This window comes from Methanosarcina sp. (genome assembly GCF_028693135.1).
Classification (GTDB): domain Archaea; phylum Halobacteriota; class Methanosarcinia; order Methanosarcinales; family Methanosarcinaceae; genus Methanosarcina.
In genome coordinates this window covers 13,612-26,670 of sequence record NZ_JAQUVZ010000006.1, presented here as the reverse complement: position 1 = coordinate 26,670, position 13,059 = coordinate 13,612, and the positions used below count along the sequence as shown (strand labels likewise).

10 protein-coding genes and 3 tRNA genes are annotated in these 13,059 nt (G+C 43.0%); all 13 read left to right on the top strand.

The annotated features are described in order from the left end of the window. The first annotated feature begins 62 nt into the window (after positions 1 to 62). The 13 genes from PHF18_RS04335 (at position 63) to PHF18_RS04275 (ending at position 12,976) form a co-directional block, all read left to right on the top strand. Positions 63 to 548: an RNA-binding protein gene (locus PHF18_RS04335; protein WP_300098842.1), complete on the top strand. Its 486-nt coding sequence runs from the start codon at positions 63 to 65 to the stop codon at positions 546 to 548. A 172-nt stretch (positions 549 to 720) separates the two neighbouring features. Then, positions 721 to 1,101: a cell division protein SepF gene (gene sepF, locus PHF18_RS04330; protein WP_300098839.1), complete on the top strand. Its 381-nt coding sequence runs from the start codon at positions 721 to 723 to the stop codon at positions 1,099 to 1,101. Beyond that, complete coding sequence (locus PHF18_RS04325) at positions 1,098 to 1,748, top strand: ZPR1 zinc finger domain-containing protein (RefSeq protein WP_300098836.1); 651 nt, start codon at positions 1,098 to 1,100, stop codon at positions 1,746 to 1,748. The genes sepF and PHF18_RS04325 overlap by 4 nt, the downstream gene beginning before the upstream one ends. A gap of 414 nt (positions 1,749 to 2,162) precedes the next feature. Then, the gene (gene proS, locus PHF18_RS04320; RefSeq protein WP_300098833.1) at positions 2,163 to 3,605 is read left to right on the top strand and encodes a proline--tRNA ligase; all 1,443 of its coding nucleotides are present in this window, start codon (positions 2,163 to 2,165) and stop codon (positions 3,603 to 3,605) included. Between the two features lie 627 nt (positions 3,606 to 4,232). After that, positions 4,233 to 5,282, top strand: a complete 1,050-nt coding sequence (gene cobT, locus PHF18_RS04315) for a nicotinate mononucleotide-dependent phosphoribosyltransferase CobT (RefSeq protein ID WP_300098828.1) — start codon at positions 4,233 to 4,235, stop codon at positions 5,280 to 5,282. Between the two features lie 1,541 nt (positions 5,283 to 6,823). Then, positions 6,824 to 6,896 (top strand) — tRNA-Asn (locus PHF18_RS04310). 151 nt (positions 6,897 to 7,047) lie between these two features. Then, positions 7,048 to 7,122: transfer RNA gene (locus PHF18_RS04305), tRNA-Ile, on the top strand. 76 nt (positions 7,123 to 7,198) lie between these two features. Further along, positions 7,199 to 7,271 (top strand) — tRNA-Asn (locus tag PHF18_RS04300). A 387-nt stretch (positions 7,272 to 7,658) separates the two neighbouring features. Next, a complete protein-coding gene (locus tag PHF18_RS04295) occupies positions 7,659 to 8,582 on the top strand; it encodes an aldolase (protein WP_300098825.1) in 924 nt (307 codons plus the stop codon). 232 nt (positions 8,583 to 8,814) lie between these two features. Then, positions 8,815 to 10,248: a pyruvate kinase gene (gene pyk, locus PHF18_RS04290; protein ID WP_300099109.1), complete on the top strand. Its 1,434-nt coding sequence runs from the start codon at positions 8,815 to 8,817 to the stop codon at positions 10,246 to 10,248. A gap of 180 nt (positions 10,249 to 10,428) precedes the next feature. Beyond that, positions 10,429 to 11,340, top strand: a complete 912-nt coding sequence (locus tag PHF18_RS04285; protein ID WP_300098822.1) for a hypothetical protein — start codon at positions 10,429 to 10,431, stop codon at positions 11,338 to 11,340. A gap of 944 nt (positions 11,341 to 12,284) precedes the next feature. After that, entirely contained in the window at positions 12,285 to 12,443 is a 159-nt protein-coding gene (locus tag PHF18_RS04280) for a tetratricopeptide repeat protein (RefSeq protein WP_300098819.1), read from the top strand. Positions 12,444 to 12,628: 185 nt separating this feature from the next. Next, positions 12,629 to 12,976, top strand: coding sequence for a tetratricopeptide repeat protein (locus PHF18_RS04275; protein ID WP_300098816.1), 348 nt, complete (start codon positions 12,629 to 12,631; stop codon positions 12,974 to 12,976). Positions 12,977 to 13,059 lie beyond the last annotated feature (83 nt).

The following is a 13,059-nucleotide window of genomic DNA, read 5'->3' as shown; positions in this document are numbered from 1 at the left end:
TTTAAAAGGCTCGGAAACCCTATCCTATGAATAACTGTACCCTTTTAAAATCAGGTGATTGATTGAAAGTAAAGGCAAGAGTTCAGCTGAGGAAAAATGCAAAGAACAAGATGTTAAAAGACCTTGAGTCCGCCTTCGGGGAAGAGATGGCAGATCTGGAAAACAAAACTCTGGAAAAGGTTACTCTGGATGAATATTCCCTTATCCTTGTGGAAGGCAGGCCTCTTCTGTTTGAAATAGAGGGAACTCTTTTCCCTACAGTCCGCGGAGCTCTTGAGATGGGGCTGCAGAAACGTCTTGTTGTTGTAGACAAAGGAGCTATTCGTTTCGTTTCAAACGGAGCGGATATTATGGCCCCCGGGATCCTGGAAGCTGACCCTGAAATAAAGGAAGGAGATCTCGTAATTATAGTTGAAGAGACCCACAGAAAACCTCTTGCCATAGGGAAAGCCCTTATGGAAGGGCAACAGATGGTTGATGCAGATTCAGGAAAAGCCATAAAGTCAATAACCTATGTAGGGGACAAACTCTGGAATTTTGAGCTATGAGATAACTCATAAAAGGGACCCTGTTTGAGATAAAATCTTCCCCAGCAAACGGAAAAACTCCTGAAAAGAAGCTGGTAACCAGTGTGGCTTTATAATAGCAAAATTAATTAATATAGATCCCAATATAGGGCAATACTATCTAAATTTAAAAAAATACAAAAGGCGTGCATAAATGGCAAAATTCATGGACAAACTCCTTGGCGGCAATGTGAAAAGTTCAACCAGTGCCGAAGATTATACTGAAATTGACCTCAGCAAATATGAAGAAGTTATGGAGGCCGAGCCTGCAGAAACTTACGTAAAAATTGCAGAAGTTTCAAGCATCAACCAGGTATCTGCACTCAAGCAGGAGATTTACAACGGGAACATCCTTATGATTGACATCTCAAACATCAGGGGCGATGACCTTCTAAGGGACAGGGTTTTAAAAGAGCTGAAAGATGTTGTTGTCGATGTCCATGGAGATATCGCAGGTGTCAAAGGAAACACTGTGATTGTAACTCCTACTGGCATTAAAATAGACAGATCAAAGATTATTGGTGGAAAATATTGAATCAGGATTATTTTAAGAATGAAAACTTTGAGACAAGGACCACCTGCCCTATGTGTCAGAACGACCTTGTAATGAAGTGGCAGAAAGATAATATTCCCTATTTAGGGGAGATCATGTACATAACTGCAAACTGCCAGTGCAGCTTCCGTTTTGCAGATACTATGATCCTCTCCAGTAAAGAGCCCGTGCGCTATGAGCTGTCAGTTGAGAACCTGGAAGACCTGAATGCAAGAGTCGTCCGCTCAACCTCAGGAACAATCCGCATTCCGGAAATGGGGATCGCTGTCGAACCCGGCCCGGCTTCTGATTCGTATATAACGAACATTGAAGGTGTGCTGCAAAGGGTTCAGAATGTCCTTATGACTGCGAGCAGATGGGTACAGGAAGATGAAGATGAAGAGAAAATCGCCCGCAGTCAGGAACTCCTGTGCATGCTCAATGAAGTAATCGAAGGCAAGAGAACAATCACAGTTATCATTGAAGACCCGCTCGGAAACAGCGCAATAATTTCGAAAAAGGCTGTTGCTACCAAACTCTCAAAGGAAGAAGCTGAGGAGCTAAACACCGGTATGATAGTTTTCGATGTTGACAAATCCGAACTTGTACATGATGTTTCGGACAATGTCCAACCCCCCGGAGGAGATTAATTCTTTTTTCCGATTTTTTAACAGCCCTTACATGATTCAGGGGGCAGAGCCCCCATATAGTTATTTACTTTTATTTCAATAAAGGCAAACACGTCAAGGGCTACGCAGGCATTTTCCTGTCCAGATAAAGTAGCAGAGATGCCGCACAAGGTGCAAACTTCGGAAAAGCCATATGCAGGACCTTCCGGGTAGACAGCCTGAATGAAAAAATGACTATGTTTCTGACCATTCAGACATTTACACCACCCGGAAATCACAGTCCCCTAAGTTCAATTATTAGAGATAACAACATCTCATTATACGCAACAACACCTCATTATAAGGTAACGAATAACGCGTTGTATCTGGACTAACACGTTTCATAATATGGTTTATAATAAAAATTAACTGAGATCACAATAATACGGTGAAGGTATGGCAGAAAGCGAAAAAGAAGCAGCACTCCCTCCAAAAGAGGAATTCAGCGATTGGTATAACGAACTCCTGTGGATGGCAGAAATAATGGACGTCCGCTACCCTGTAAAGGGACTTTATGTCTGGTACCCCTTCGGTTTTGCCATCAGAAGGAACACTTACAACATTATAAGGGAAATTCTTGATAACAGCGGGCACCAGGAGGCTCTCTTCCCCCTGCTTATCCCCGAAAACGAGTTCATGAAAGAAGCCGAGCACATCAAAGGCTTTGAGGATGAGGTATACTGGGTTACCCACGGAGGAAAAGACCTTCTTGACGTGCCTCTGGCTCTCCGCCCCACAAGTGAGACTGCCATCTATCCAATGTACAAAATATGGATAAGGTCTCATGCGGATTTCCCTCTCAAGCTCTATCAGATAGTCAATACTTTCCGCTACGAGACAAAGCATACCCGCCCTCTGATAAGGCTCAGGGAGATTACTTCTTTTAAAGAAGCCCATACCGTGCACGCCACCTGGGAAGATGCAGAAGCCCAGGTAAAAGAAGCTGTTGAGCTTTATACCGAGATATACCGCAGACTGGGGGTCCCTGTGCTCCGCTCAAGGAGACCTGACTGGGATAAGTTCCCGGGCGCCGACTACACCGATGCTATTGATGCCGTGATGCCTGACGGAAAGACCCTTCAGATAGGCACTGCCCACCACCTTGGAGACAACTTCGCAAAGACTTTCGATATCAAGTACGAAGCCCCCGACGGCGAACAACGCTATGCCCACCAGACCTGTTACGGGATTTCAGAAAGGTGTATTGCAGCCACAATCTCCATCCACGGAGACGACAAAGGGCTTGTCCTGCCTCCCGAAATCGCACCTGTTCAGGCAGTTATTATCCCGATCATTTTCAAGAAGGGAGCAGCCGAAGTGCTTGCGGCCTGCAAAGATGTTCAGGAGCGCCTGAAGAAAGCAGGAATGAGAGTTGAAATCGATGCAAGCGACCTGCGCCCCGGGGCAAAGTATTACAAGTGGGAAATGAAAGGCGTACCTCTCAGGCTTGAAATCGGTCCCCGAGATCTGGAAAATAATGTTGTGGTTGCGGTCAGGAGAGATACCGGGGAAAAGGAACAGATCCCTCTACCTGAAATTGAAGCCGGAGTACTTTCGAGGTTTGAGGCAATCCATGACAGCCTCTACGAAAAAGCAAAAACTGGACTTGAAAGCCGTATCTTTGACTGCACTGAACTTGAAGAAGTAAAGGAAAAGATCCAGAAAGGGGTTGCAACAATACCCTGGTGCGGCAAGAGAGAGTGCGGACTTGCAATGGAAGAACGTATAGGAGCAGGCATCCTGGGAATTCCCCTGACCCCGCGAGGAAGAGGAAAAGAGAAATGCCCTTCCTGCGGAGAAGAAACCGAAATCCGCGTTTACGTTGCAAGAACATACTGAACCCGTTAAAAGCCTTTTCGTAAAAGTTCAGCCGGAAAAATATGGGGCAACTGCACCCCATATTCCTGGCATTTACTCCTGATACCATTTGCTTTAAAGAGTCCAAACTTACAGAAGATCCAGACTTATAGAAGATCCGGACTTGAAGAAATAAGGAGAAATGCAGCGGAAAATTATTTTCAGGCCACTCAATTCATTTTTTCAAAACAGTTGGCAACCCTTCCCGGGAAGACTCTCTTTAAACAGTAACATCCACTTTAACAGCCCGGATACAGTACCACGTTTGTATATAAAGGATGCCCATAAGCCTTTACTCAATTGATCTTTATTATAGAGTTCACAGCGACAAAGCAACAGATAACGAAATTTGAACAAAATAAAGTAAAGTTAATTTGGGTATAATCAAATTATTATTGAGTGCCGATAAATATTAAATACTAAGTAGAAGAATTCTTCACTAGACTTCGAGGAAATTTACCTCAATTTACATCAATTTACATCAATGCTGTGTACGAGACTCGCTGATTTATACGAAACCCGATCCCGGAAAAAATAACTTTAAAACGATCCAAACATTTTAAAAATTGTTACAGACTTATCGACTTAATTTCATAGAGGAGATATGATATGGCCTGGATAGAACCGGAAGTAACGAAAAAGCCTAAAAAACCGATGTTTTTGTGCGTACTTTCCAGTACAAAGACAGCACATATCCCAAAGCTCTCGGCAGCAGGGAAAACGGCTGAACTTACGGATTATACGCCTGCAGGGGATGCAGAACTTATGGAAACAGGAAACATTATCAGTGTACCGGTGCTTCCCATGACTCCTCCTTATGATACCCCTACTCCTGCGATCATGACCCGTTCGGCGCTGAAGCTTACGGACACTCCCTACCATTTCATTAATTCCGGTATGATAGTTACTCCGGATGTCCCGTGCATTGACCTTAAAGCAAAGCCCGGAGAGGATATCCGGGAGCCGATTGCAGTAAGAGATGTGCAGGGCATCTACGAGCGGGGAAAATTCCTTGCCAAGAGGCTCAGAAACCAGACAGACCATGTAATAATCGGGGAAAGTATCCCCGGAGGCACAACAACAGCGATGGGAGTTTTAACAGCACTCGGATATAACGGGAACGTCAGCAGCAGCGCAGATGAAAACCCCCTTGAGCTAAAAAAGCAGGTTGTTGAAGAAGGCATGAAAGCCTCAGGCCTGACATTTGGGTGTCTGAAAGATGACCCTATGAAAGCTATTGCCTGTATGGGAGACCCCATGATGCCTGCTGTTGTGGGCCTTGTTGCAGGTTTCCAGGGCACAGAGATCAGTGTTGTCCTCGCCGGCGGAACTCAGATGGCAGCAGTCTACGCTATTATCAAACACCTGGGTTTTAACACAGAAAAGCTCTCAATTGCAACAACCCGCTACGTAGTAGAGGATAAATCCGCACATTTTGTCGAGCTCACAAAAGCCCTGGGCGTACCGGTAGTCTATATTGCTGACCCTGGTTTTGGGAAATCATCCCTAAAAGGACTTCACAGGTACGAAACAGGTACAATCAAGGAAGGCGCAGGTGCCGGGGGTGCCATGTATCTTGCAGGCCTTTTCGGGATCTCCCAGGATGATTTTCGAGCCGAAGTGGAAAACGTTTGCAAATTGCTCAAAGCCGGACAGTGAAAAAGTAACCGGATTTTTTCAGCAAAATTTAACATTTCTTTTTTATACATTCCATTTCTCTTCATTTTTTTACCGTGAGATTTTCTATCGATTATCTGGACGGAATTTAATTTTTTACGCATTTTCTCCAGAAGGTTTTTCCGACAAAAACCAGTTGCATTATCCAGCGCAACCCCTGTTGAGAAAGAAGGCAACAGAACCATGAAACTTTGAAATGAATGACAATTAGGTTCCACATATCCAGAGAAAAAAAAACATTTTAACTGTTTAAATAGAAAAAAATTGAGCGCCTTTTCAGGCTCATTTTCAAAAAACTGAATTTGAATATTCTAAATTTCTTGTGCCAAAAACTTTTTTTAAATTAGGGCTCCACAATAGCGTTCGGGGCGTTTTCAGAGATATGCGGATTTGTAACAGAGATCCAGATTTGTAACAGAAGAAGCCCTTTGGGAAGACAGGGGTTCTGAACATAAGTTATGCCACTACCCCGGAGAAACAGCCCTCATAACTCATGCGTCTGCGGCTCCTGCAGCAGTGGGAAACATTATAAATTATAACATAGCGTTTCGAAAACCCTGAGTCTTTCGCTCAGGTAGTTGACCTAGATCTTGCATTCACTGCAAAAATTAGGAACACTGAAATTTTCCATGCAAACTCCTCAGGTATATATCATGATTGAGTCGAGCCTTGCAGTGCCTGTTTTTGTCCAGTACTTGCAAATAACACAGTACTGCATCTCACCATCTGCACTCAATTTAAGCTCAGCGTGGCATTTTGGACATATTTTAAGATGATCCGTGAATAAGCCCCCTTAGTTTACATTATTAACTGTCAGGTTAAGAGACCAGAAGCACTATAGGAACCGAAGAGTGTCTTTATACAGAAAAAAAACCTGAAAAGATACCCAACAGTACAGAGAGAAACTGACCTTAAACCCCTGATGCTGACATTTATATAAAGCTTGAAGCAGCTTTTATAATGCTTGAAATCCCCTGAACAGGCCTTTAAACACAGGAATTTTAAGCGAAAATAAATTTGCATTGCTTAAAACAATGCCCATCCTACTTTGCTACCTTAAGTTGTAAAAAGCCAATCAATATATTATTCATTATAGGATATAAGGTTTATCTCGCAAACAAGCGAGGAGATGTTATAATAAAAGGAAAAGGGAAGCCCTGGAAATACTATATAAGAATAGCATAAACTTTGAGAAAAAAGAAGGGAAGTATTAAATAAAGATATTAGTTGAATAGATAGTAAAATGAATGTTAATCAAATAAAGATAACGGGCAAATGAATATTAAATTCAAAAATATAAAATAAAGAGCTAAAATGAATGAAAATAGATTGAAAGGAAATCAAATAAAGGCATTGGTAAAATGACATAACGGAAAATAGAGTGGGCTTACTATCTGTAGATTACTTCTAAGTCCCCCCCGGCCACAGTTTGGGAGAAAGGCTTCAAGCGAAATATATAAATAATATAATCACTGTAGGAGTGTTCGCGAAAGGTGGGCAAAAAAGCACACCCGATACCATAAGCCGCTTTAACTCAGTTGGTAGAGTGTCTGGCTGTTAACCAGAATGTCGTAGGTTCGAGCCCTGCAAGCGGCGTAAAAATTTTGCATATATTAAGCCTTTTTCTAGAAAAGAGAAACACATGCAAAAAGCTTATCATTAAAGCCTTACTAGAAAGAGAAACACATGCAAAAAGTTTATTATAAAAACCTTACTAACAACTACTAAAGTGCCGTAGAAACAATTCGGGCCTGTAGCTCAGTCAGGTTAGAGCGCTCGGCTCATAACCGAGCGGTCACCGGTTCAAATCCGGTCAGGCCCATAAACTTTATATCCGAAGAATCTCCTGTATAAGAAGATTTGAGGGTAAACAAATAGAACAGCTTCCCCATCAGAAAGCCGCTTTAACTCAGTTGGTAGAGTGTCTGGCTGTTAACCAGAATGTCGTAGGTTCGAGCCCTGCAAGCGGCGTAAAAAATCATACTTTTTTGCTTAAATTTGCTTTCTCACTTGTATTTCTCAGTTCCTTATTTATTATTCAGGAATTCTATGCTTTACTCTTTTCATTGCTTGAACCCTGTAATTGATCCGGTTTTAAATTTCCGAAACGCTTAATAATTCTTGATCGAATAGTTTTTTAGTAAAAACAGGAAGAGATTTGAAAGCTTCAGGAAGTTTGAAGCAGGGAGATCCTGATGCAATGTTCAAGCAGTTCAACTGAGACAATTATTAAATATAGTTGAGAAGAATAAACTAGATAAATCATTTCTCGTATTACTACCTACCTTTTAACTAAATCATCTGGCATACCACTCATCATCCAACTACTGCTACTCGATCAGACTGAGGTTTATACACATGGTTTCAATTAACAAAGAAGAAGTAATCGTACCTTTAGATGTCCCGAAAGCAATGCGTGAGACATACGTGAAAAACTACATGGAGATTACAAAAGGAACCGGCAGGCTCATGCTTTTTGCCGGAGACCAGAAAGTAGAACACCTGAATGATGACTTTTTTGGAGAGGGGATCCCTGAAGACGATGCTGACCCGGAACACCTTTTCAGGATTGCATCCCATAGCAAGATAGGGGTTTTTGCAACCCAAATCGGGCTAATTGCCCACTACGGCATGGACTACAGGGATATCCCCTATCTTGTAAAGGTAAACTCCAAGACCCATCTCGTGGAAACTTCCCAGGCTGACCCTTTTAGCAACCTCTGGTATGACATTGACCAGGTGGCCGAATTTAAGGAAAACAGCGGGCTCAATATCCTTGGGGTTGGGTATACGATCTATCTTGGCAGCGAATTTGAAGCCGAGATGCTTGTGCAGGCCGCCCAGGTAGTTTATGATGCCCATCAGCATGGAATGTTGTCCGTACTCTGGATCTACCCCCGCGGAACTGCCGTAAAAGACGAAAAGGACCCTCACCTGATCGCAGGGGCAACAGGAGTAGGAGCCTGCCTCGGGACTGACTTTGTAAAGGTCAACTATCCGAAAAAGGAAGGGGCAAAATCTGAAGAGGTTTTCAAGGAAGCCGTAAAAGCTGCAGGGCGCACCAAAGTCGTTTGCGCTGGCGGCTCAAGCGACGAAGCAGAAGCTTTCCTTAAAAAGCTTCACGACCAGATCCACATCTCAGGAGCCCAGGGAAATGCAACCGGCAGAAATATCCACCAGAAATCCCTGGATGAAGCTGTCCGCATGTGCAACGCTGTCTACGCCATAACCGTGGAAGAAGCAAGCGTTGAGGAAGCCCTGAAGATCTACAGGGGAAAATAAGCAGATAGCAATAAAACAGATAACAATAAAGCAGATAACAATAAAGCAGATAACAATAAAGCAGATAACAATAAAGCAGATAACAATAAAGCAGATAACAATAAAGCAGATAGCAATAAAGCAGATAACAATAAAACAGATAGCAATAAGCAGCATAAGTTCTGATGCTGCTAAAAGTAACAATCCAAAAACGGCATTGAATATCAAATTGAATATCAACGACCGTGAAAATATGCAAATCCCTGACCATAAGACAAAGATCGTCTGCACCATAGGGCCTGCTTCTTCTTCTGAGAAAGTGCTCAGGGAGCTGGTGCTTGCAGGCATGAACGTGGCAAGGATTAACTTTTCCCATGGGGACTTCGAGAGCCACGGAAAAGTAATCCAGCTGGTCCGAAAAGTTGCAGAAGAACTTGACAGGACAATTGCCATCCTTGCCGACCTGCCCGGCCCGAAAATTCGCATAGGCAAGCTCATAAAAGAGTCGCTTATGCTCCATAAAGGGAACCGGATAACCCTTACTGTGGATGAAACATCCGGAAGCGAGGATCGCATCCCGGTCAGCTACAAACAGCTCCCGGAAAGCGTATCTCCGGGAAGCCTCATCTACTTGAGTGATGGGTTTATCCAGCTCCGTTGCCTGGAAATCTCGGGAAAAGATGTACTTTGCGAAGTTATGATAGGAGGCCAGCTCTATTCCCATAAAGGGCTGAACCTTCCCGGGGCAAAGATTTTCCTGGACCCTGTAACGGAACATGACTTAAAAATCCTTGAGTTTGCCCTTAATGAGGAAGTTGATGCTGTTAGCATCTCTTTTGTGGAAAATGCAGAAGATATTCGTAAGGTCCGAAATTTTGCTTCAGCCAGGGGAAAGTCCGTATATGTTGTCTCTAAAATCGAACGGAGACAGGCTGTCCAGAATATTGTAGAGATTCTGGAGGAAACCGACGCCCTGATGATTGCCAGAGGAGACCTCGGAGTCGAGATCCCTATCCAGGAAGTCCCCTCGGTCCAGAAAGAACTAATCTGGAGTGCAAAGCTCCTGAGCATCCCTGTGATCACAGCCACCCAGATGTTGATCTCCATGACCGACAACATAAGGCCCACAAGGGCTGAAGCCACAGACGTTGCCAACGCCATTCTGGACGGGACGGATGCGGTCATGCTCTCGGAGGAAACCGCAGTTGGGAACTACCCGGTAGAAACCGTGGAGATGATGGCAAAAATTGCAAAAACCACCGAAAACTGGCGCTCCAGGACGAAATGGGGGCTTGATACAATGATCAAGGGCATCACGGATCAGGAAATGTCAGTGGACGAGGTAATCGCCCTCCAGGTGCACGAAGCCCTGCAGAAGCTCCCGGTGGCAGCCGTGCTGACCCCAACCCGGAGCGGAGCGACCCCGCGCCGGCTGTCCCGCTTCAAGCCCGAGCCCTGGATCCTGGCTTTCACCCGTTTCCCTGATACCGGCAGCCGCCTTGCCCTGTCTTACGGAGTCTACCCGGTAATCGTAAAAGAAACAATTGAAAACTGGGAACTGGAAACCACAAAAAAAGCAAAAGAGCTGGGATTTGCAAACAGCGGAGACATCGTAGTTTTCACCCAGGGCCCTGCTTCCGGAAAACCCGGTGGTACAAACATGCTCAAGATCCTGACTCTGGACTGAACCAAATATCGAGCAGAAGCTTTCAAAAACAGAAATTGAGACTTAAAATTCCGAATTTATCCCGGAAACTCTTTTTTTGTCAAAAAATGGATGCGAAAACTTTTTCAAGACAATAGATTTAGATACGATGTATGTTTTTAACACTCAGAATAATTTGCATTCTGTTATGAGGTTTCATTTATGAAACAAAAGAATTCAGCAACAAAGAACCAGAAGTATCTGGCTATCTTCCTGGCCGTAACAATGTTTCTCTCGGCCTTTTTGATATATTTCACGGCCACAGGTAATGATAAAGATAATGATGTCCCTGCTCCCGAAGTTGGGAATGAGTCAATGATTTTCTTTTCCCAGATACCGGGTAAACACGTTCAGCATGAGTTTAACTCTATTATCAATGGATTAGAAATGTCACCTGAAGGAGTAACGAATGCGGTGTATGTTGACTTTCAAAAAACAAAGGGAACGCCCTTAGAAACTATCTTTGGAAACGGGCAAACTATGAGTACCTCATTCTCTTACGGTGCTGATGTTACGAAGAGATATGGTGCAAGTTATGCCAATGAAAGTGGCTTTGAGCTGCACCAGATTCCTGAGCAGCAGATTAGCGTGCCTGCGGAAACAAGAGTGATGCCATATGAAGGATATCAACTCCTTGACAGGACAAACGGCACCTACAACATATGGAACGCTGTTGGTAGCCCTTCAATTATAGGTCCCATCCAGAATGTAGCGGGTGTCATCGATATCCTTGAAGGAAATGCAACAGCTACTACCGAATACGACCAGATTTTGAGCCAGGCAGAGCCGGAAGGAAGCATCTACCAGGAAGTTGTCAAAAGAACAAACTCCTCCGATATTCCCGCCGAACAATACTACAGAGATCTCAAAAAGCTGGATGACGGAAGTTACACGCAGACCTCCATCTACCTTGACCCTGAGCCTGAACTAAATGAAAAGATCAAAGCTTACCAGGCAAACTCAAGCGAACGTAGAGTGGCCTACAACGTAACTACTCTGGATAATATTACTAAACTGGTAATAAGTTCAGACTTTGAGAGCCTGTACAACGAAAGTGCCCTGCTTTCAATATAAGCAGGCAAACTTTCTTTTTTAAATTTTTTTTGTTTTTTTTGACTTTGTTTTTTTGGTTTTTTTGGTTTTATTGTTTTTATGTTTATTTTTACCTTCTACTTTTGTTCTTCTGGCATCTTCAGGTTTCCTCTTCTGCTCTTCACAGAGCTGAAGCCAAACTGCCCCCCAGAAAAAAAACCAGACAATACCGCCTATTTTCTCAATACCGCAGTAGTTTAAACCGACTTTCCGCAGAGATCTTCAAAAAAATAACATTTATATTGCTATCGTTTTTGGAGAATTATTCGAAAATCTACAGTCATTATCTCAACTGAAGCTTTGGGAAATGGGTAATGGAAATTTTCAATGAAGGCAAAAGGTCGAAAATTGTGGGATATTTTAAAAACACATGTTTGAGCAATCACAGCAGTTTTCAGAAAAAACGATAGCAGGAAAAATTGTGAAAATTGACAGGACATCTGCGGAAAGTGGGTTTAAATCTTCATCCCACCTTTAAGAATAATATTGGACAAATCGGTAAATAAATATATACATCTGTGTTCTGCGGAATGCAAGATTAATCTCGACTAAGAGATGAGACACGGGAAAATACGGAAAAAATACGGAAAGACACAGGAAGACACAGAAAAGCTCTATCAATCTTTATATATAGTCCTCTTGAGAGCAGCGAAAAGGACCGCAGGCTCCCGAATTGCAATTCGGGAAGTACAGCCCAGATAGGTTGAATAAATAAAGAAAGAGAACGTGATGAAATAAAATTAAAAAAATGAGGTGAGGCTCTGGGACTTTCCAGCGTATTCGAAAGGATATTCCTGAAAAAGATTAACGGCAAGAACTCCCATGACTGGCTTGAACTGGGAGCAAAAGAAAAAGACCCTGCAAAAAAGGTAGAGTACTTAAGAAATACCGTAAAGTTAAAACCGGGGTTCGTAGGCGGCTGGACTGTGCTTGGGAATGCTTATGCCGATATGGGAGCGTATGAAAAAGCCATGGAATGCTACGACCAGGCTCTTTCGATATGCCCAATGTATAAGGAAGCAAAGAATAACAGGAGAAATCTTGAGAAAAAGATGAGAGAAGCCGAATTAAAAACAGGAACGTAAAGAAACACTAATCCATCAAACTCACCTGCGGAGGGAAAATAAACATTTATTCATTTTCACAAAAAACCAGCAGGAGAAAATTCTCTTTTCAGCATGATCACATCTGTTTTTAAAAACAAGGACATCAATAGGCATCACCAGCTATTTCTTCCAACCCCGCGTATATTCAATCGGAAGTGATGCTATTGGGATTTCTGGACAAACTTTTCAAGAAGAAAATCGAAGGAAAAACCGTAGAAGAGTGGTATGGGATTGCTGTGGGTGAAACAGACCCGGAAAAGAAGATTGAGTCTTTTGATAAGGTTCTGACGTTAAAGCCTGATTTTGCAGGAGCCTGGAACCTGAGAGGACTCGAATTTGTGGTCCTGAAGCGGTATGAAGAAGCCATTGCCTCTTTTGACAAAGCACTTGAAATAAGACCCAGCTATCCGGAAGCAAGGTACAATAAAGAAGATGCTGAAACTGAATTAAGAAAGATCAGTACAGCAGAAAATCCGGTTGAAGAGAAGAAAGAAGGACCAGTGGAAGTATAAGAGAGAACAGAAGAAGGAATAAAAGGATAGGGAAGAAGAAAAAAGAAAGGAAATGTGACCGAAGGTTAAAAAACAGAAACCGG

What these genes read in the sequence shown, in the direction of transcription:
- sepF (WP_300098839.1), top strand. Translation starts at nt 721, where the DNA reads ATGGCAAAATTCATGGACAAACTCCTTGGCGGCAATGTGAAAAGTTCA.
- proS (WP_300098833.1), top strand. Translation starts at nt 2,163, where the DNA reads ATGGCAGAAAGCGAAAAAGAAGCAGCACTCCCTCCAAAAGAGGAATTC.
- cobT (WP_300098828.1), top strand. Translation starts at nt 4,233, where the DNA reads ATGGCCTGGATAGAACCGGAAGTAACGAAAAAGCCTAAAAAACCGATG.
- PHF18_RS04295 (WP_300098825.1), top strand. Translation starts at nt 7,659, where the DNA reads ATGGTTTCAATTAACAAAGAAGAAGTAATCGTACCTTTAGATGTCCCG.
- pyk (WP_300099109.1), top strand. Translation starts at nt 8,815, where the DNA reads ATGCAAATCCCTGACCATAAGACAAAGATCGTCTGCACCATAGGGCCT.
- PHF18_RS04285 (WP_300098822.1), top strand. Translation starts at nt 10,429, where the DNA reads ATGAAACAAAAGAATTCAGCAACAAAGAACCAGAAGTATCTGGCTATC.